Origin of the sequence: Thioalkalivibrio sp. K90mix, from assembly GCF_000025545.1 — a bacterium.
Lineage (GTDB): Bacteria > Pseudomonadota > Gammaproteobacteria > Ectothiorhodospirales > Ectothiorhodospiraceae > Thioalkalivibrio.
This window is the reverse complement of record NC_013889.1, coordinates 1,625,248-1,643,617: the sequence shown is the minus strand read 5'-3', so window position 1 is coordinate 1,643,617 and position 18,370 is coordinate 1,625,248. Positions and strand designations below refer to the sequence as shown.

General features: G+C 65.1%; 15 protein-coding genes, 1 tRNA gene and 3 pseudogenes. 14 read left to right on the top strand and 5 right to left on the bottom strand.

Annotated elements, in window-relative coordinates; all coding sequences use genetic code 11:
- From TK90_RS07775 to TK90_RS15510, 3 genes and pseudogenes are all read left to right on the top strand, one after another.
- Nucleotides 1-960, top strand: coding sequence for an SDR family oxidoreductase (locus tag TK90_RS07775; RefSeq protein WP_012982927.1), 960 nt, complete (start codon nucleotides 1-3; stop codon nucleotides 958-960).
- 328 nt (nucleotides 961-1,288) lie between these two features.
- Entirely contained in the window at nucleotides 1,289-2,272 is a 984-nt protein-coding gene (locus TK90_RS07770) for an IS110 family transposase (RefSeq protein ID WP_012982926.1), read from the top strand.
- 503 nt (nucleotides 2,273-2,775) lie between these two features.
- A pseudogene (locus TK90_RS15510) lies at nucleotides 2,776-3,301 on the top strand (DUF2335 domain-containing protein).
- A 283-nt stretch (nucleotides 3,302-3,584) separates the two neighbouring features.
- Here the strand turns inward: TK90_RS15510 and nadS are convergent.
- Entirely contained in the window at nucleotides 3,585-3,869 is a 285-nt protein-coding gene (nadS, locus tag TK90_RS07765) for a NadS family protein (RefSeq protein ID WP_012982925.1), read from the bottom strand.
- Nucleotides 3,866-4,223: pseudogene (locus tag TK90_RS07760) on the bottom strand (type II toxin-antitoxin system RelE/ParE family toxin). Before TK90_RS07760 ends, nadS begins: the two are co-directional and overlap by 4 nt.
- Before the next feature lie 377 nt (nucleotides 4,224-4,600).
- Between TK90_RS07760 and TK90_RS07755 the strand changes: the two are divergent.
- The 6 genes and pseudogenes from TK90_RS07755 to TK90_RS07725 form a co-directional block, all read left to right on the top strand.
- Nucleotides 4,601-5,152, top strand: a complete 552-nt coding sequence (locus tag TK90_RS07755; protein WP_012982924.1) for a sugar transferase — start codon at nucleotides 4,601-4,603, stop codon at nucleotides 5,150-5,152.
- 280 nt (nucleotides 5,153-5,432) lie between these two features.
- A complete protein-coding gene (locus tag TK90_RS07750) occupies nucleotides 5,433-6,599 on the top strand; it encodes an ATP-binding protein (RefSeq protein ID WP_012982923.1) in 1,167 nt (388 codons plus the stop codon).
- Between the two features lie 106 nt (nucleotides 6,600-6,705).
- Nucleotides 6,706-7,877 (top strand): IS3 family transposase gene (locus TK90_RS07740; RefSeq protein WP_148216238.1). Its coding sequence is split into 2 segments (ribosomal slippage): nucleotides 6,706-6,964 and nucleotides 6,964-7,877, totalling 1,173 coding nucleotides; the frame shifts between segments, so codons are not numbered across the junction.
- 383 nt (nucleotides 7,878-8,260) lie between these two features.
- On the top strand, nucleotides 8,261-8,467 hold the full coding sequence (locus tag TK90_RS07735) for an AbrB/MazE/SpoVT family DNA-binding domain-containing protein (RefSeq protein ID WP_012982922.1): 207 nt from the start codon (nucleotides 8,261-8,263) through the stop codon (nucleotides 8,465-8,467).
- Nucleotides 8,464-8,619, top strand: coding sequence for a hypothetical protein (locus tag TK90_RS07730; RefSeq protein ID WP_371190816.1), 156 nt, complete (start codon nucleotides 8,464-8,466; stop codon nucleotides 8,617-8,619). The genes TK90_RS07735 and TK90_RS07730 overlap by 4 nt, the downstream gene beginning before the upstream one ends.
- 299 nt (nucleotides 8,620-8,918) lie before the next feature.
- Nucleotides 8,919-9,119 (top strand): annotated as a pseudogene (locus tag TK90_RS07725) (type II toxin-antitoxin system VapC family toxin); the annotation flags it as partial.
- Nucleotides 9,120-9,238: 119 nt separating this feature from the next.
- On the opposite strand, the gene TK90_RS07720 reads toward TK90_RS07725, so the two are convergent.
- Both TK90_RS07720 and TK90_RS07715 read right to left on the bottom strand, forming a co-directional pair.
- Nucleotides 9,239-9,637, bottom strand: coding sequence for a type II toxin-antitoxin system VapC family toxin (locus tag TK90_RS07720; protein WP_012982921.1), 399 nt, complete (start codon nucleotides 9,635-9,637; stop codon nucleotides 9,239-9,241).
- Nucleotides 9,634-9,861, bottom strand: coding sequence for a hypothetical protein (locus tag TK90_RS07715; RefSeq protein ID WP_012982920.1), 228 nt, complete (start codon nucleotides 9,859-9,861; stop codon nucleotides 9,634-9,636). Before TK90_RS07715 ends, TK90_RS07720 begins: the two co-directional genes overlap by 4 nt.
- Nucleotides 9,862-10,181: 320 nt before the next feature.
- Here TK90_RS07715 and TK90_RS07710 point away from each other — a divergent pair, with 320 nt between their 5' ends.
- A complete protein-coding gene (locus TK90_RS07710) occupies nucleotides 10,182-10,613 on the top strand; it encodes a restriction endonuclease (protein WP_041444245.1) in 432 nt (143 codons plus the stop codon).
- Between the two features lie 540 nt (nucleotides 10,614-11,153).
- Here TK90_RS07710 and glgB read toward each other — a convergent pair.
- Nucleotides 11,154-13,364 (bottom strand): 1,4-alpha-glucan branching protein GlgB, encoded by a 2,211-nt coding sequence (gene glgB, locus TK90_RS07705; RefSeq protein WP_012982919.1) that lies wholly within the window; start codon nucleotides 13,362-13,364, stop codon nucleotides 11,154-11,156.
- A gap of 66 nt (nucleotides 13,365-13,430) precedes the next feature.
- Between glgB and glgC the strand changes: the two genes are divergently transcribed.
- The 4 genes from glgC to TK90_RS07685 all read left to right on the top strand — a co-directional run bounded on the left by glgC (nucleotide 13,431) and on the right by TK90_RS07685 (nucleotide 18,280).
- Complete coding sequence (gene glgC, locus TK90_RS07700; RefSeq protein WP_012982918.1) at nucleotides 13,431-14,696, top strand: glucose-1-phosphate adenylyltransferase; 1,266 nt, start codon at nucleotides 13,431-13,433, stop codon at nucleotides 14,694-14,696.
- A gap of 52 nt (nucleotides 14,697-14,748) precedes the next feature.
- Nucleotides 14,749-16,428 carry a glycoside hydrolase family 57 protein gene (locus tag TK90_RS07695; protein ID WP_017926256.1) on the top strand — a complete coding sequence of 560 codons (1,680 nt, stop codon included), beginning with the start codon at nucleotides 14,749-14,751 and terminating at the stop codon, nucleotides 16,426-16,428.
- Nucleotides 16,428-17,897, top strand: coding sequence for a 4-alpha-glucanotransferase (gene malQ, locus TK90_RS07690; RefSeq protein ID WP_012982916.1), 1,470 nt, complete (start codon nucleotides 16,428-16,430; stop codon nucleotides 17,895-17,897). The genes TK90_RS07695 and malQ overlap by 1 nt, the downstream gene beginning before the upstream one ends.
- A 293-nt stretch (nucleotides 17,898-18,190) precedes the next feature.
- Nucleotides 18,191-18,280, top strand: a tRNA-Ser gene (locus tag TK90_RS07685).
- Nucleotides 18,281-18,370: the final 90 nt, after the last annotated feature.

Sequence of the window (18,370 nt, the reverse complement as noted above, 5' to 3'; positions counted from 1 at the left end):
ATGGTGGAGCGTGTACTGGTAACCGGGGCGACGGGGTTTGTGGGCGGTGCCGTGGTCGAAAGGCTGGCGAGCGAGGGCCCGTGCGTTCCTGTTGCGGGCTGTCGCCGCCGTAGTGTCTTGGTGCCGGAGGGTGTGGAGCTGGCAGTGACGCCATCGCTTGGTCCGGATGCGGACTGGATCGGCGCGCTGCAGGGCGTGGAGGTGGTGGTGCACGCGGCGGCGCGGGTGCATGTGATGGATGAGCCGGAGGCGGATCCGCTGGAGGCGTTCCGGCGGGTGAATGTGGAAGGGACGCTGAGGTTGGCGCGCCAGGCGGCGGATGCCGGGGTGCGGCGGTTCGTGTTTGTCAGCTCGGTGAAGGTGAACGGTGAGGATACGTCGTCGCGGCAGCCGTTCCGCGAGACGGATGCGTCGGCGCCGGAGGACCCCTACGGTGTGTCCAAGCGCGAGGCAGAGGATGGGCTTCGGGCGCTGAGTGCGGAGACGGGGCTGGAGGTGGTGATCATCCGGCCACCGCTGGTGTATGGGCCGGGTGTGGGGGCGAATTTCGGCAGCCTGCTGCGCTGGGTGAACAAGGGAGTGCCATTGCCACTGGGTGCGGTGACGCAGAACCGGCGCAGTCTGGTGGCGCTGGATAATCTGGTGGATTTGATTGTGACGTGTCTGGACCATCCGGCAGCGGCGGGGGAGACCTTCCTGGTGGCGGATGGGGAGGATGTGTCCACGGCCGGGTTGTTGCGAAAGGTGGGGGATGCACTGGAGCGGCCGGCGCGGTTGGTGCCGGTGCCGGTTTGGATGTTGCGGGCCGGGGCGGCGGCGCTGGGCAAGCGGGAGATGGCGCGGCGGTTGTTGGGGTCGTTGCAGGTGGATGCTTCGAAGGCGCGGGAGGTGTTGGGGTGGACGCCGCCGGTGTCGCTGGATGAAGGGTTGCGGCGGGCGGTGGGGCCGTTGCGGCGGTAGCGTTGGTGGTGTTTTCTGGCTTTGGCGGGGGCTTCGCCGCCGAGGCGGCTCCTACGGGGGGTGGCGTCGGCGTTGGTGGCCAGCCTCTCGGCGATGGGGCCTGTCCAACATCCAATCGGCCAGGGGGCTGGCCTCCTTGTGTGTCGTCGCAGATGGTTCGCTACCATCTGTGGCACTGGGCTCGGGGCAACCCGTTGGCCTCCTGAGGCTTTGAGCCTGATTGGTAGATCGGTCCCCGAGCCCGTTTTCATCTCGAAGTTTGAACGGTATCCAAGCCCCCCCTCCGTGACGGACGGGTGAGGCTGTACGGACAAGGCGAGAGGACGAGATGGCTCATATTGGCATTGATGTCAGCAAGAACAAGCTCGACTGCATGTGGGTCCGGGATCTGGAGGCGGGCAAGGTCAAGCCCAAGGTATTCCCGAACCGCCAGGACCAGTACCCGGAGTTGCTGCGCTGGCTGCAGCGCAACACGGGTGAAGCGCCCGAGACGCTTCAGGTGTATCTGGAGGCCACCGGCATCTACCACGAACCGCTGGCCTACTGGCTGCATGAGCAGGGGGTTCGGGTCCATGTGCTGAACCCGGCCCAGGTGCGCTTCCACGCCCAGGGCATGGGGGTGCGCAACAAGACGGATCGCAAGGACAGCATGATGCTGGCGCGTTACGGCATCGAACGCGCGCCCGCACCGTGGCAGCCGGAACCCCCGGAGGTGCGGGAACTCAAGCGTCTTCTGGGGCGGCTGGAGGCGCTGGAGCAGGACATCCGGCGCGAGGAGAACCGGCTGGAGAAGGCGCAGTTCAGTGAGGATGCGCTGGCCCAGGAGTCGATCGGCAACGTGCTGGAGGCCCTGCGCGAGGAACACCGGCGTCTCCAGCAGCAGATCGACGACCACTTCGACGCGCATGACCACCTGAAGCGGGATCGGGCCCTGCTGGAGAGCATCCCCGGGATCGGCCGGGTGTTATCGGCCTCGATGACCGCGACGTTGCGCAGCCGTGCGTTCACCAGTGCTCGGCAGGCGGCGGCGTTCCATGGACTGGTGCCGGTCCAGCAGGAATCGGGCATCTCGGTCCAGCGGCGACCGCAGCTGGCGAAGGCCGGCTCCAGCCGCCTGCGACGCAAGCTCTACATGGCGGCGGTCACGGCCGCGCACCACAATGCCGACGTTCGGGCGCAGTACCAGCGGCTGTTGCGGCGCGGCAAGGCGAAGATGGCGGCAATCGGCGCCGCGATGCGCAAGCTGCTCCATATCGCCTTCGGTGTGCTGAAGTCTCAGCAGCCGTATCAGCCTCGCTGCAGCACCGGTTGAACCCAGTGACCGAGACACGGTATCTACGGGGGCGGGCCGGAAGAACGGGTAGCGTTTGGAGATCGCTTCGTCACTTTGCTCCTCGTGATGACGGGGTGGTTGGGGGGCTGCTGGTGATGAGGGTGTGATTGGTGGCTTTCGGGCTTTGGCGGGGCTTCGCGGGCAGGCCCGCTCCCACAATGTAGGGTGCACGCCGGGTGCGAGGGCGGGTTGTGGATGGTGGGGCGGGTGCATTTGTACGTGGCGGCGGGCTGGGCCAAGATGGGCTTGTGGCCGGTATCGAAGCAATGGTGGTGAAAAGGTGAAGACGAGACAGCGAAGTACTGGAAGGATGTGGCTGGCCGCCGGGTCGGTGATGGACTCTTGGCCTTCGCATGATTACTCGGCATTTATGCCCGCTGGTTCCCTACAGCAGCGTATGGCGTTGCATTGGGCCTATGCGGGCGATCGGTTGCGCGCAGGGATTGAGCGCGTGGAATCCAGCCAGGGAAGGGAGATGACGGATGAGCGATCGGCCGACGGAGGGCCTGCCTGAGGACCCGCCAGATGCCGCCAGCGAAAATGGCGGTACGTTCGTGGCATTGGTGGACAGGCTGGAGGCCGGTTCCCTGTCGGCGGAGGAGCAACGGCGGCTCGCCGATCTTTTGGTTGCCGGGCCACCGGAGCTGGTGATGGCGGCAACGCGGCATGAATCATATAGCGGACCATTGCCGCACCCTGATCTCTTGAATCGTTTTGACGAGCCGACTCGCCGCGCCATCGTGCAGATGGCGGTGGATGAGCAGATGCGCGCACCGAGTGCGGGAGCGCGGCCTGGAAGGCGCTTTCGAAAAAGACCGCCGAGGCCAACGCTACGGAGTGATCATTGCGGTTGCGGGCTTGGGTGCGGCGGTTGCGATGGCGCCCTTCAGTACGGTTGCGGCTGGCATTATTGGGACACTCGACCTGTTCGGTATGGTGGCGCTGTTCGTTGCGCCGCGGATTCTGGAGCGAGCCCGGCGTTCGGCTGAAACCGGTCCGCCTGCCTAGCCAGGGATTGATCCATCGACGCGCTCGCTGCGCCTGGCTGGCGTGCAAGTTCTGCCCGGGGCGGCTGTGTGCGCGGAGCACTGTTTCCACGGGGTTGGTGGTTTTCGGGCTTTGGCGGAGGCTTCGCGGGCGAGGCCGCTCCTACGGGGGCCGGGCCCATGCAGCTCAGTGGCTCCGGATCGTGTAGGAGCCGAGCCTCTCGGCGATTGGGCGTTGGTTGGGTCTTATCGCCCAGGGGGCTGGGCTCCTACGGGGGATGCGGAGGTTCCTTGGGTCGCTCGGGTCAGTGTGCGGCGATTTCGTTGAAGAAGCTCGGGTTGTCCTGGATGGTGGCGAGGACCTTGGCGGCTAGTCCGGTGGGGTTGCGGCGTTTGGCTTCCCAGCTCTTGATGGTGTCGACGCTCGTTCCCATGGCTTTGGCGAATTCTGCCTGAGAAACGTGCAAGTGGGCGCGAATGGCCTTCACGTCCGCCACTTCGTGGCGTGTGACGCGGCTGGCCGCTTTCTTGCCTTGCTTGATGTCAACGGCTTCCTGTAGTGATGTCTGGAGTTCGTCGTAGATGGTCATCGGGGAGCTTCCGCTTTTAGCCGGGAGGTCAGTGCCTTCAGGGCTGCTTTTTCGGTGGCGGTGAGGTTGTCTTTCACGTTCTTCGGATAGGCCAGGATCAGATAGATGATCTGCGGACTCGCCAGAAAGTAGATGACTCGCCCCACCGCCACGCTTGCCCTGTTGGCCTAACCCGATGCGAACCTTCCGTAGCCCGCCTGTTCCCTGGATCAAGTCCCCTTTGTCGGGTTGCGCGATCAGCGTGCACTGGAGTTCTTTGAGGTCGTCATCTGTCGCGATCGTCTGGAATTGCCGAGTAAACGTTGGGGTTTCAATGAATTCAATGGCATGGGGTACGTGGAGACATGTCCTTATGTCTGCGGCCAATGGGGTACAGTGTACACGACCGGGGGTTCTTGGTCGAGTTTTCCTGGCATACGGTCGAAGTTCGACCGATCTATGTACGGTGCGGGTGGTGTGCCGGGCGGGGTAATGGGGTGGCCTCGCGGTAGCCCGAGGAGATCGCCGAGTCGCTTTGCTGCTCGCGATGACGGGGTGGTTGGTGGTTTTCGGGTTTTGGCAGGGGCTTCGCCGCCGAGGCGGCTCCTACGGGGGTATGGGACTATGCATCTACAGTGACTCTGGGCCGCGTAGGAGCCGAGCCTCTCGGCGATTGGGGAGTTGGTTGAGCCCTTATCGCCCAGGGGCTGGGCTCCTACAGGTTGGGCAGGTTGGTATAGAGGGGAGGCTTCTTGATACGGGTTCTGGATGTGGTGCTGTCGGTTTTGGGGTTGATTGTGGCGGTGCCGTTGATGTTGGTGTTGTGGATTGCGCTTTGGTGGGTTGCGCGTTCGCCGCTGTTTCGGCAGGAGCGTGTGGGGCGGTATCAGCGGCCGTTTGTGCTGGTGAAGTTTCGGACGATGCGGCCGGATACGGCGTCGGTGGCGACGCATCTGGCGCAGGCTTCGTCGATTACGCGCTTGGGCCACTTTCTGCGCAAAACGAAGCTGGATGAGTTGCCGCAGCTTTGGAATGTGCTGAAGGGGGAGATGAGCCTGGTGGGGCCGCGGCCTTGTCTGGTGAGTCAGGTGGAGTTGATCGCGGCGCGGGAGGCGCGTGGCGTGTTTGCGGTGCGCCCGGGCATTACCGGGCTGGCGCAGGTGAACGGGATCGATATGTCGGACCCCGAGAGGCTGGCCGAGATGGATGCGAAGATGATTGAGTCGCTGACGCTTGTGAGTTATTTCCGGTATCTGGTTTTGACGGTTACGGGGAAGGGTTCTGGGGATCGGGTTCGGGGTTAAGTTCTGTGGCGCCATTGGTGGTTTTCGGGCTTTGGCGGGGGCTTCGCGGGCGAGCCCGCTCCCACAGGGGGCAGGATTCGGTGTGGGAGGCCAACCTTCTGGCCGGTGAGGGTTGTCGGGCGTGGGTTATCGGCCAGGGGGCTGGCCTCCCACGGGGGGTGTTCGCGCGGTGGTGGTCCGGGCCCGGGGTTCTGTGGGAGCGGGCTCGCCCGCGAATGATGGGTGAATGGAAATTGTAAATGTGATTGCCATTGTGCATAAGTGGCGATAGGGTAGGCGCATGATACCGCGCACTGCCGAAACACTGGTCCGGGAGCTGTTGAGCGGCTTTCCCATCGTCACGATCACGGGGCCGCGCCAGTCCGGAAAGACAACGCTGGCACGCACGGTGATGGCGGATCGCCCGTATCGTTCCCTGGAAGATCCGGATGTGCGTGCGCTGGCGCTGGATGATCCGCGCGGGTTTCTGTCGCAGTGCCCCGATGGGGCGGTGCTGGACGAGGTTCAGCGGGCACCGGAGTTGTTCTCCTATCTGCAGACGCATGTGGACGGCGATGGACGCATGGGGCGGTTTCTGCTCACGGGGTCGCAGCAGTTCGGGTTGATGTCCGGGATTTCGCAGTCGCTGGCCGGGCGTTCGGCGTTTGTGGAGTTGCTGCCGTTGAGCCATGCGGAGTTGGTGGAGGCCGGGCAGGCACCAACGGCTCTGGATGCGATGATGTTTACCGGTGGTTATCCGGCATTGTATGACCGGCCGGTGTCTCCACGGCACTGGTTTCCGGCGTATGTCACGGCGTACGTGGAGCGGGATGTGCGGCAATTGCTCCAGGTGCAGGATCTGGACGCCTTTCAGCGCTTTGTGCGGCTGTGTGCCGGGCGCAGTGGTCAGGTGTTGAACCTGTCATCCCTTGCGGCCGATTGCGGTATTACCCACAACACGGCCAAAGCGTGGATCTCGGTGCTGGAGGCCAGCTATGTGCTGTTTCTCCTGCGGCCGCACCATGCGAATTTCAACAAGCGGCTGATCAAGTCGCCGAAGCTGTATTTCCACGACACCGGGCTGTTGTGCTGGCTGTTGGGGGTGCAGACGCCGGAACAGCTGGTGGTGCATCCGCTACGCGGGCAGGTGTTCGAGACGTACGTGATTTCGGAGCTGCGAAAGGCCTTTCTCAATCGCGGCGAGCCGCCGCTCTTCCACTTCTGGCGCGACAGTAATGGCAATGAAGTCGACCTGCTGATCGAGTGGGCGGGTGGCCTGATGCCGGTGGAGATCAAGTCAGGCCAGACGTTGAACCGGGATTTTTTCACCGGGCTCGAGCGCTGGACCGCGCTGGCCGGCGATATGGCTCGTTTGCCGACGCTTATTTACGGGGGCGAGGGCGAGCACCAGCGGAAGGCTGTGCGGGTGCTGGGCTGGGATGGGGTCGGCGAGGTTGTGCAGGGATAAAGGGGACGGTCCCTTTTTCGTGTCCCGTTCGCGGCCGAGTGTGCTGGTCTAATGTTGGTGGACACCTCGATCGGTGGAATGATGAGGATCTGATCGAGGAGACGATATGGGACGCAGGAATTTTGATCCGGAGTATAAGCTTCGGGTTGCCCGGATGGTGGTGGACGAGGGCCAGGGTGTGCCGCAGGTGGTGCGGGATACGGGGGTCGGCGAGACGGCGGTCCGGCGCTGGGTCGAGCAGCTCAAGGCGGATCGATCCGGCGAGGCGGGTGATGGTCGCCCCCTGACGCCGGAGCAACGCCGGATCCGGGAGCTGGAGGAAGAGAACCGCCGACTGCGAGAGGACAAGGCCCTACTAAAAAAGGCTTCGGCCTTCTTCGCCCGGGAACTGCTGTGATGGTTCGCTGCATCACGACGCTGGCGAAGAAGGCTCCGGTGAAGCGGGTGTGTGATCTGCTGGAGGTGAACCGGTCGGGCTACTACGCGGCGCAGACGCGCCGCCGGCGGCCGCGCCAGCCGTGTGCACTGGAGGCACGGGTCAAGGAGGCGTTCGAGCAGTCGGAATGGACCTACGGCAGCCGCCGTGTGCAGGCCGCCCTGCGTTCGGACGGTGTGACGGTGGGCCGCTACCGGGTCCGCCGTCTGATGCGGGAACAGGGCCTGCGCCCGGTCTGGAAGCGGGCGTTCGTCGTGACCACCCAGCGGGATGCGACCGCGCCGGTGGTGGAAAACCACCTGGACCGGCAGTTCCAGCCATCGCGCCCGAACGCGGCCTGGGTGACGGATATCACCTACATCCGGACCCGCACCGGCTGGACGTATCTGGCGGCGGTGCTGGACCTGTTCAACCGCAAGGTGGTGGGCTGGTCCATGAGCCGAAGGCTGGATGCCGAGTTGGCCTGCAGTGCGCTACGCATGGCGCTGCAGAGCCGGCAACCCGAGCCGGGGCTGCTGGTGCACTCCGACCAGGGCTGTCAGTACACCAGCGACGCCTGGCGGCGTCTGCTGGTGCAGCACGGCGCCCGGGCCAGCATGAGCCGGCGGGGTAACTGCTGGGACAATGCGGTGGCCGAGCGCTTCTTCCTGAACCTGAAGACGGAGCGCGTCTGGCGACGGGACTATGCCAATCACGGCGAGGCCACCCGGGACATCACCGACTACATCGTCGGCTTCTACAACGAGCGCCGAAGGCACTCAACCCTGGGCTACCTGTCGCCCAACGCCTACGAGCGAAAATGGACAGCCGAACCTCCTATCGAGGTGTCCGAAATCGCTTGACCACTACAGAGGCCGCTCCCACAGGGGGTTTAGCGGGGGGCATTCCGGAAACCGCGTTGCGGTTATCCGGGATCTCTGGGTGGGTGGTATTTCCGGCGCGGGGTGTTGTGCTGGTGTGGGGGATCCCGGCTCTTCGCTTCGCTGCGGCTGGGAAGGCGGTGGCGGCGCTGGGGCCGCGTTGAGTTTGACGGAGGCTTCGCGGGCGAGCCCGCTCCCACTTCGCAGGCGGTTCTGGGCTGCGGCTGGGATGAGCGGAGCGGGGTGATCCAGCGTGATCGGGGTGTCCCGGTGCTTGGAGACAGGAAGCGATGCTGTTGATGTGCCTCGGAGTTTGATCGATGTAGGGGGCGTAGTACGATTATTGGATCGATCCGGGAGGCAGCATGGACACTTTGACGATTTCTCCGAAGTACCAGGTGGTGATACCGAAGGTGGTGCGCGAGGCGTTACATCTTCGGGCTGGGCAGAAGGTGCAGGTGATTGCGTACGATGGCCGCATTGAGTTGATTCCCGAGCGCAAGATGCAGGAGATGCGTGGATTTCTCGCAGGAATTGACCCATCAGTCCCACGAGAAGGGGATCGTGTGTGAATGTGGTCGACTCGTCGGCCTGGCTGGAGTATGTCGCGAACGGGGCGAATGCCGACTGTTTCGCAGAGCCGATCGAGGCGACTTCGGCACTGATCGTCCCGGTAATCGCCTTGTATGAGGTGTTCAAGCGTGTTTTGCAGCAGCGAGACTAAGGGGCGGCTTTGCAGGCGGTTGCCTTAAGGAGACGCTGATTTAATCGCGCGTTCGCGTTGGTGCCCCCTGTTTTCCGAGACAAGGCGCGGTGCGCAGCCGGTAGTGGTTCTACCGGCAAGGGCCGCAACGCAGGATCGGGGAACAGGGGGCACCAACCCCACAAGCCATTCAATGCAGGGGCTCGGCCGCTTTTGCGCGGGAACGGCGTTGCGGCTCCCTTGTGCAGAATGACTGCACGGCAGTCGCCGCGCCTTGTTCGCACGCAAAAGCGACTCGAGCGCGAACGCGCGATTAAATCAGCGTCTCCTTAATGCAGCAAGGCCTCGTCGTGGAGCTGACGTCGTCGCTTGCGTTGTCGGCGGCACGGATCGGTGCCGAGAAGAAGTTGCCGCTGGCGGACAGCATCATCTATGCCACGGCGATCGACCGGGAGGCGACGCTCTGGACACAGGACGCGGATTTCGAGGGGCTCCCCGGCGTGCGTTACTTTCCCAGGTAGCGGTCCCGCCACTTGGCCATTGCGATGGACTTGACCCCGAGTCGCCGGAGACGCTGGCTCCATCGCAAAGTCCGATCTCCGTCTGCCTTCCCCTCGCAACCCCTTGGTGGCTTTTGCTTTCAGGTGAACCAGTCGGCGAGTGGTAGATCGGGGACACGCTGGAATTCGGTGACATTGTGGGTGACCAGGGTGACGCTGTTGGCCAGGGCGGTGGCAGCGATCAAGGTGTCCATGGGGCCGATGGGGGTGCCCTGTTGTTCGAGATGTGCCCGGATGCGTGCGGCATGTTCGGCGGTGGTTCTGTCGAATGGGAGGACGGTGACCACGTCGAGGAGTTCAGCGAGCTGTTGCTGGCGCTTGTCGGGCTCGCTGGATTTGGCGATGCCCGTTTGAAGTTCGTACACCACGACGGCGGGTACCTGAATATCCGCGGGTGCTGTGGCCAGCAGGTTTTCGGCCACGTTGCCCTGCCCCTTGAAAAAATAGATGAGCGTGTTGGTGTCGAGGGCGTACTTCACAGTGTCCCTCGGGGGCTGTCCGGGGGGGTGTCGCGCAGCTCTTCGATCGTTGGGAAGTCTTGCCACTGGCCGGCCATGGCGCGAATGGAGTCCGGCCATTCGGTGCGCGTGTTTTCTTCCACCAGGCGGGCGACGTAGCGGCTCACAGGGATGCCTGCGGACCGGGCTGCCCGCTTGAGGCGCTGCTCGTGTTCATTGTCGAGGTAGATGGTGACCTGGCCCATGTGCGGCCCTCACGTCGGAAACTTATATTTTCAATTATAGGTGGTCGGTAGTTGCCTGGCCAGCGGCCCAGTGGGCTGCCCTGGACCTCATTGGGCGTTGGCGGGGGCTTCGCCGCCGAGGCGGCTCCTACGGGGGTGGGGTTTGGCGTAGGTGGCCAGTCTCTGGCCGGTGGGATATTGGTGGCGTGGTGATCGCCCAGGGGCTGGGCTCCTACATGGATGGTTTGCACGCGGGGTACAGCCATCTGGGGAATGTGGATGGGTGGTTTTGTGACGTAGTTTGAATTAGCGTGCGGGGTGTTTGAGTTGGAGGCGTTGTGATGGATGACTGGGCCGAGCGGCTGGCGGGGTTTGGGACGGCGAGTATTGGGCGTGTGGTCGAAGGGCTGTTGCGCGGGATGGGGTATGTGCTGGTGGATGCGCCGCCGGACGGTCGCGATGTGTGGCAGGAGTTAGTGGTGGCCCCGGCGGGCGGCGGTGCGGATGCGCCGCGCCTGATTGTGGGGGTGGCGCGGGATCACGACAGCGAGGTGGAGGCGCCGGAGCTGGAGGCCTTCGCCTCGGGGCGTGAGGGTGCCGATCGCGGGATGTATGTGAGTCTGGCGGGGTTTGCGCCGGAGGCGCGCGAGCAGGCGGCGGAGCTGGCGATGCCGGTGATCCTGCTGGAGCCGGCGGATCTGGCGGAGCGGCTGCGCAGCCACTGGGGCGCGCTGGATGGCGAGACGCAGGCGCTGGTCGAGGGGCGTGGCTAGCGGTTCGCGTTTTCTGTGTCGGGGGTGAATAGGGCCTGTCCTGCTGGGATGGGCCCTTTTTTGTTGGGCGGGTTTGGTGGTAGTCGGGTGTGGGTGATCGCGCAGGGGGCTGCGCTCCTACCGGGGCGGGGTGTCGCCGTGGAGGTGGGCGGCCTTTAGGCGGTGGGGTTATGTCCAACGCCGCATCGCGCAGGGGCTGCGCTCCTACCGGGGCGGGGTGTCGCCGTGGAGGTGGGCGGCCTTTAGGCGGTGGGGTTATGTCCAACGCCGCATCGCGCAGGGGCTGCGCTCCTACCGGGGCGGGGTGTCGCCGTGGAGGTGGGCGGCCTTTAGGCGGTGGGGTTATGTCCAACGCCGCATCGCGCAGGGGCTGCGCTCCTACCGGGGCGGGGTGTCGCCGTGGAGGTGGGCGGCCTTTAGGCGGTGGGGTTATGTCCAACGCCGCATCGCGCAGGGGGCTGCGCTCCTACAGCAACCCGAGACCTTCTGTAGGAGGCCAGCCCTCTGGCCGATTGGGGCCTGTCCGCTAGTCGTACGCCGTCAATCGGCAGGTTCCAGGAGGAGGGCGGTCAGGGGCGGCAGGTGGAGATAGAGCGTGGCGGGGTGGCCGTTGCGCTCGATGGGTTCGGCGTGGGCGTGGGCGGGGCCGCGGGAGTCGCCGCCATAGGCCTGGGCGTCGGTGTTGAGGACGACGCGCCAGGAGCCGGGATGAGGCGCCGGCACGGGGTGGGCGCCGCGTTCGACGGGGGTGAGGTTGAGGACGACGATGCTTTCGCGGCCCTGGGTGTCGCGGCGCAGGAAGCTGAGGGTGGAGTGTTGGGCGTCGTCGCAGTCCAGCCAGGCGAAGCCGTCGGGTTCGAACTCGCGGCCGTGCAGGGCGGCGTGGTCGCGGTAGACGCGGTTGAGGTCGCGCACGAGCTGTTGCAGGCCCTGGTGCAGCGGGTACTGCAGGACGTACCAGTCCAGTTCGCGGTCCTCGGACCATTCTGGGCCCTGGCCGAACTCCTGGCCCATGAACAGGAGCTTTTTGCCGGGGTAGAGCCACTGCCAGGCGTAGAGCAGGCGCAGGTTGGCGAACTGTTCCCATTCGTTGCCGGGCATGCGGCCGCGCAGGCTGCGTTTGCCGTGCACGACTTCGTCGTGCGAGAAGGGCAGGACGAAGTTCTCGCTGTAGGCGTAGATCTGGCCGAAGGTGAGTTGGTTGTGGTGGTAGTGGCGGTAGAGTGGGTCCATGCCGAAGTAGGTCAGGGTGTCGTGCATCCAGCCCATGTTCCATTTCATGGTGAAGCCGAGTCCGCCCATGGACGGCGGGCGGCTGACGCCGGGCCAGGCGGTGGATTCTTCGGCGATCATCACGACGCCGGGATGCTCGGTTTGGACGGTCTCGTTGAGGTGGCGCAGGAAGTCGACGGCCTCGAGATTCTCGTTGCCGCCGTGGATGTTGGGCAGCCAGTCGTGCGGTTCGCGGTCGTAGTCGCGGTAGAGCATGGAGGCGACGGCATCCACGCGCAGGCCGTCGATGTGGAAGTCCTCCACCCAGCACAGGGCGCTGGAGAGCAGGAAGTTGCGTACCTCGGGACGTGAATAGTTGAAGATCAGCGTGCCCCAGCCCCGGTGTTCGCCGATGCGTGGGTCTTCGTGTTCGTACAGTGCGGTGCCGTCGAAGCGAGCGAGGGCGAATTCGTCGCGCGGGAAGTGGCCGGGCACCCAGTCGAGCAGTACGCCGATCCCGGCCTGGTGCGCCTGGTCGACGAAGTAGCGAAAGTCGTCCGCGTTGCCAAAACGCGAGGTGGGCGCGAAGAAGCCGGTGCTCTGGTAGCCCCAGGATCCGTCGAAGGGGTGTTCGGTGACCGGCAGCAGCTCGATATGGGTAAAGCCCATGTCACGGACGTAGGGCACGAGGCGTTCCGCCAGATCGTGGTAGTTGGGCCAGTGGCCCTCGGGGCTGCGCTGCCAGGAGCCGAGATGCACCTCGTAGATGCTCATCGGGCGGTGTTTCCAGCCCTCGGGGTCGCGGTTTTGCAGCCAGTCGTCATCACCCCAGGCGTACTCGCTTTGCGGCTGGATGCGGGCGGCCGTCTCCGGGCGCACCTGGTAGGCGCGGGCGTAGGGGTCGGTCTTGAGGTGGATGGTGCCGTGGTCACGGTTGCGGATTTCAAACTTGTACAGCGTCTCCATGGCAAGGCCGGGGACGAACAGCTCCCAGATGCCGCTGCCCGGGTGGACGGTCATGGGATGGCAGCGCCCGTCCCAGCGGTTGAAGTCGCCGACGACGGAGACGCGCTCGGCATTGGGCGCCCAGACGGCGAAACGCACGCCGTCGATCCCGTCGCGCGTTTGCGGATGGGCGCCGAGCATGCGGTGGGCGTGCCAGTGGCGGCCCTCGGCGAACAGGTGACGGTCGAACGAAGGGATGTCCGGTGCGAAGCTCCACGGATCGACGGTTCGCAGGGTGTCGCTGCGGTCCTCGGGTTTCCAGCTCAGTTCCGGGTGCCTGGGGAGGGCGCTGGCTCGGCCTTGCCAAGTGAAGAGTCCGGGGATTTTGGTACTCGGCGTGAAGTATTCGCCGGATCCGTCCGAAAGTGTGATCGAGACCTCGCTGGCATGGGGCAGCCAGGCACGGTAGCAGGCAGTCTTTTGATCCAGCTCATGGCACCCGAGGACGCTGTGGGGATCATGGAGACGCGCCTCCGGCAAACGCGCCAGGGTATCGGCAACGGGTGTGATGCATTTGCTGGAGGCAGTTGTCATACTCGAATCACGCTCTAGGTTTAGGCGGGGTCACGGCCCCGAGGTTTCTTTCGCAAGGATGGGTGCATGAATCCGCAACCGCAACGTTTTGTTAGTCGTCTGACCCGCGAGACGCTGGCCCTGATCCTTGCCGGGGGTCGTGGCTCCCGCCTGAAGCAGCTGACGCTCTGGCGGGCCAAGCCGGCCGTGCCGTTTGGCGGCAAATTCCGCATCATCGATTTTCCGCTGTCCAATTGCATCAACTCGGGCATCCGCCAGGTGGCGGTGCTGACACAGTACAAGGCCCATTCGCTGATCCAGCATATCCAGCGCGGCTGGAGCTTCCTGCGCGGGGAGTTTGGCGAGTTCATCGAGTTGCTGCCGGCGCAGCAGCGTATCGAGACGTCCTGGTACCAGGGTACGGCGGACGCGGTCTACCAGAACATCGACATCATTCGGCAGCATGCGCCGAGTTACGTGCTGATCCTGGCCGGCGACCATATCTACAAGATGGACTATGGCCAGATGATCGCCTTTCACGTGGAGAGCGGGGCCGACATGACGGTGGGCTGCCTGGAGGTGGAGCGTGAACGCGCCAAGGCCTTCGGGGTGATGGGGGTCGATGCCGCGGGCCGCATCACCTCGTTTGCCGAGAAGCCGGACGACCCGGCGAGCATTCCGGGCAAGAACACCCACTCGCTGGCCTCGATGGGGATCTACGTGATCAACACGCAGTTCCTGTTCGAGCAGCTGATCAAGGACGCGGATGACACCTTCTCCACGCATGATTTCGGCAAGGACATCATCCCCAGCATCATCGATCGCTATCAGGTGATGGCCTACCCGTTCCGCGACGAGCAGGGCGTGCGCCAGGGCTACTGGCGCGATGTCGGGACGATCGATTCCTACTGGCAGGCGAACCTGGAGCTGATCGGCGTGACTCCGGAGCTGAATCTGTACGACTCCGACTGGCCGATCTGGACCTATCAGGAGCAGCTGCCGCCGGCCAAGTTCGTGTTCGACGACGACGATCGACGGGGCATGGCGATCGACTCCATGGTGTCGGGCGGCTGCATCATCTCGGGCAGCACGATCCGCCACTCGCTGCTGTTCTCGAACGTGCAGGTGAACGCCGGCTCGACGGTGGAAGACTCGGTAATCCTGCCCAGCGTGAAGGTGGGCGAGGACTGCGTGATCCAGAAAGCGGTGATCGACAAGGCCTGCAAGGTTCCCGACGGGACCCGGATCGGGGTGGACGACGAGGCGGATGCGCGTGACTACTACATCTCGCCCGAAGGTGTGCGGGTGGTAACCCCCGAGATGCTCGGGCAGGCCACGCATCATGTGCGCTAGTACGGCGCTGGTGCCGACCCCACCCAAACTCGATGTGGTGCTGTGCTGGCACATGCACCAGCCACAGTACTTCGAGAGCGGTGCGGGTGAATATGCGCTGCCCTGGACGTACCTCCACGCGCTGAAGGACTACACCGACATGGCCGCGCATCTGGAGGCCTGCCCGAAGGCGCGCGCGGTAGTCAATTTCGCGCCGATCCTGCTGGAGCAGCTGGCCGATTACGGCGAGCGCCTGGATACCTGCGTGCGGGAGCGCCAGCCGGTGGGCGACCCGGTGCTGGATTTGCTGCACATGGATGTGGTGCCGACGGATCCCGCCCAGCGTCAGGAGATTCTGCGGGTGTGCCTGCGGGCCCATGCCCCGCGCATGATCGAGCCGTTTCCGCTGTTCCAGCGCCTTGCCGATATCGCGCGCAAGGCGATCGAGGAGCCGCTGCTGCTGGGGCATCTGGATGCCCGCTTTTTCCAGGATCTGGCCACCTGCTACCACCTGGCCTGGCTGGGCGAGACCATTCGCTGGGCCTACCCCGAGGTGCGCGGCTGGCTGAAGACGGACACGAACTTCGACCCCGGCATGCGCCAGCGCCTGCTGACGCTGATCCGCGACGAGGTCAAGGGTATCCTGCCGCGCTACCGCGAGCTGGCGGCCAGTGGCCGGGTGGAGCTGTCGTTTACCCCCTATGCCCACCCGATCATGCCCCTGATGATCGACCTGGCCTCCGCCCGCGAGGCGATGCCGGAGGTGGAACTGCCCAAGTCCCCGGCCTATCCGGACGGGGAGGCCCGGGTGCGCTGGCACATCGAACGGGGGCTTGAGGTGTTCGAGAGGCATTTTGGCTTTCGTCCGCGCGGGTGCTGGCCCTCCGAGGGGAGCCTGAGCGAGGCGACCATTCGCCTGCTGGACGAATACAAGCTGTGCTGGACGGCCAGCGGCCAGACGGTGCTGGCCAACAGCCTGGCGGCGGCGGGCGAAACGGCCGAATCCAACACCGGGTCCGCCGAAGAGGAAGGCTGGCTGCACCGGCCCTATCAGCTGCAGGGCAGTGATATCGAACTGTTCTTCCGGGATGACGGGTTGTCCGATGCGATCGGGTTTCGTTATGCGGACTGGCATGCGGACGATGCGGTGGGGGACTTCGTCCACCATCTGGAGAACATCGCCGCCGTCTCGCCCCAGGGCGGGGTCGTCTCGGTGATCCTGGATGGCGAGAACGCCTGGGAGTACTACCCCGAGAATGGGTATCACTTTCTCAATGCGCTGTATGAGCGCCTGGCGCACCACGCCACGCTGAATCTTTGCACCTTTGCCGACGTCTGCCGGCGCAGCGAGAAGGATCGCGACCGCGGCGAGTTGCCCGGGCTGGTCGCCGGTAGCTGGGTGTACGGGACGTTTTCTACCTGGATTGGCGACCCGGACAAGAATCGGGGCTGGGACAGCCTGATCGAGGCACGCCAGGCCGTAGACCGGGCGGTGGCCGAGGATCCCTCGCTGGATACCCCCGCGTTACGCGAACAGCTGGCGATCTGCGAAGGATCCGACTGGTGCTGGTGGTTCGGCGCGTACAACCCGGCGGGTTCGGTCAGTGACTTCGAGCAGCTTTATCGTCGGCACCTCGCGCGGCTTTACCAGCTTGCCAATCTCAACGTTCCCGAGTCCCTGGGCGAGGTGCTTTCGGTGGGCGGTGGGGACCCCTCGGCCGGCGGCACGATGCGCAAGGGGCAGGGCGACTGATGGTCGGGGAGGGCCATGCCAACCCCCTGATGCAGCGGCGGCGGGCGGGGGTCCTGCTGCATCCGACCTCGCTACCCGGCAGCGAGCCGGTCGGGACACTCGGTGGCGAGGCCTACGCCTTTCTGGACTGGGCGAGCCGCGCGGGCTTTACGCTGTGGCAGATCCTGCCGCTGCATCCCCCGCACGAGGACGGCTCGCCCTATGCATGCATCTCCGCCTTTGCCGGTGATGCGCGCCTGATCGATCCCCGGTTGCTGGCCGAGCGGGTCGGACTGTCGGCTGACAGCGGCACCGGTGAGGCCATGCTGGCCCGGGCGCACGCCCGTTTGAACGAGACCCCGGCGGTCTGGCGGGAGGCATACCAACGGTTCTGCGAGGAACAGGGGCCGGTCTGGCTGGACGACTACGCCCGCTTCGTGGTGATCCGCGCTCGCGAACAGGGCCGGCCCTGGTGGGAGTGGGAGCCGTCGCTGCGCGATCGTGAGCCGGACGCGATGGAGCGGATCGAGCACGAGGCGCGCGATGAGCTGGAGCGGGTGCGCTTCGCACAGTTTGTGTTTTTCGACCAGTGGCAGGACCTGCGTCGTCGGGCGCAGGACCTGGATATCCTGATCCTGGGTGACATGCCGATCTTCGTTGCGCACGACTCGGCGGATGTCTGGACCCATCGCGACCTGTTCGACCTGGACGAGACGGGCCACCCGCTTACGGTGGCGGGCGTGCCCCCAGACTACTTCTCCGAGACCGGGCAGCGCTGGGGCAACCCCCAGTACCACTGGGACCGGCTGGAGGCCACCGGCTACCGCTGGTGGGTCGAGCGCATGCGCTGGGCGCTGCAGACACTGGATGCGGTGCGTATCGACCACTTCCGTGGCTTCGAGGCGAGTTGGGGGATCCCGGCCGAGGAGCCGGACGCGACTAATGGCCGCTGGGTGCCTGGCCCAGGCGAGCCGTTCTTTCGCCGCCTGCAGGACGAACTGGGCACGCTGCCGTTGCTGGCCGAAGACCTCGGCGTGATCACTCCCGAGGTGACGGCGCTGCGCCAGCATTTCGATCTGCCGGGCATGCGCATCCTGCAGTTCGCCTTCGAGGGCGGCGGGGACAACCCGTACCTGCCGAATAACCACGACGAGGCCAGCGCCGTTTATACCGGGACGCACGACAACGACACCACGCTGGGCTGGTTTCACTCGCTCTCCCCCGAGATGCAGGCGCACGTGATCAACACCCTGAACGAGGGCGGGGCCGAGGAGATGCCGTGGCCGCTGATCCGCGCCGCCTATCGTTCCGTGGCGCAGTTGGCCATTGTGCCCATGCAGGACGCGCTCGCCCTGGACACCCGGGCCCGGATGAACCGCCCCGGTACGATGGACGATGGCAACTGGCGCTGGCGCTTCTCCTGGAAACAGGTTCCCGAGAGCCGCGCCGCCGAACTCCAGGCCCTGGCGCGCGAGACGAATCGCCTGTAGCGACTCCTCGCTCGCCATTGCCAGCCTGCGCCACATCCCGGAGAATGCCGGCCACCGGAGGGGTGGCAGAGTGGTTGAATGCACCGGTCTTGAAAACCGGCAGGGATTCACGTCCCTCGTGGGTTCAACAAGGCGGCGCAGCCGCCGCAGGACGTCGCCGCGAGCGGCGACGCCCGAAGGGTGAGGGCGCGAGCCCGAATCAATCCCACCCCCGGGCGCCCGGAGGGCGCCGCGGGCGCACCCCGACGCGATCATTGCCAGCCTGCCCCACATCCCGGAGAATGCCGGCCACCGGAGGGGTGGCAGAGTGGTTGAATGCACCGGTCTTGAAAACCGGCAGGGATTCACGTCCCTCGTGGGTTCAAATCCCACCCCCTCCGCCATTTCTCACGGTTTGCACGCTTTAGCCCGCCGCGGGAACGAGTGCGATACTCGTAGGGTGCTGTTGAGCGCTGCGAAACGCACCACCCCCT

Coding starts and splice junctions, on each gene's coding strand:
- glgC (WP_012982918.1), top strand. CDS start 13,431: ATGAATCCGCAACCGCAACGTTTTGTTAGTCGTCTGACCCGCGAGACG.
- TK90_RS07715 (WP_012982920.1), bottom strand. CDS start 9,861: ATGGGCCAGGTCACCATCTACCTCGACAATGAACACGAGCAGCGCCTC.
- glgB (WP_012982919.1), bottom strand. CDS start 13,364: ATGACAACTGCCTCCAGCAAATGCATCACACCCGTTGCCGATACCCTG.
- nadS (WP_012982925.1), bottom strand. CDS start 3,869: ATGACCATCTACGACGAACTCCAGACATCACTACAGGAAGCCGTTGAC.
- TK90_RS07710 (WP_041444245.1), top strand. CDS start 10,182: ATGGATGACTGGGCCGAGCGGCTGGCGGGGTTTGGGACGGCGAGTATT.
- TK90_RS07775 (WP_012982927.1), top strand. CDS start 1: ATGGTGGAGCGTGTACTGGTAACCGGGGCGACGGGGTTTGTGGGCGGT.
- TK90_RS07735 (WP_012982922.1), top strand. CDS start 8,261: ATGGACACTTTGACGATTTCTCCGAAGTACCAGGTGGTGATACCGAAG.
- TK90_RS07770 (WP_012982926.1), top strand. CDS start 1,289: ATGGCTCATATTGGCATTGATGTCAGCAAGAACAAGCTCGACTGCATG.
- malQ (WP_012982916.1), top strand. CDS start 16,428: ATGGTCGGGGAGGGCCATGCCAACCCCCTGATGCAGCGGCGGCGGGCG.
- TK90_RS07695 (WP_017926256.1), top strand. CDS start 14,749: ATGCACCAGCCACAGTACTTCGAGAGCGGTGCGGGTGAATATGCGCTG.
- TK90_RS07750 (WP_012982923.1), top strand. CDS start 5,433: ATGATACCGCGCACTGCCGAAACACTGGTCCGGGAGCTGTTGAGCGGC.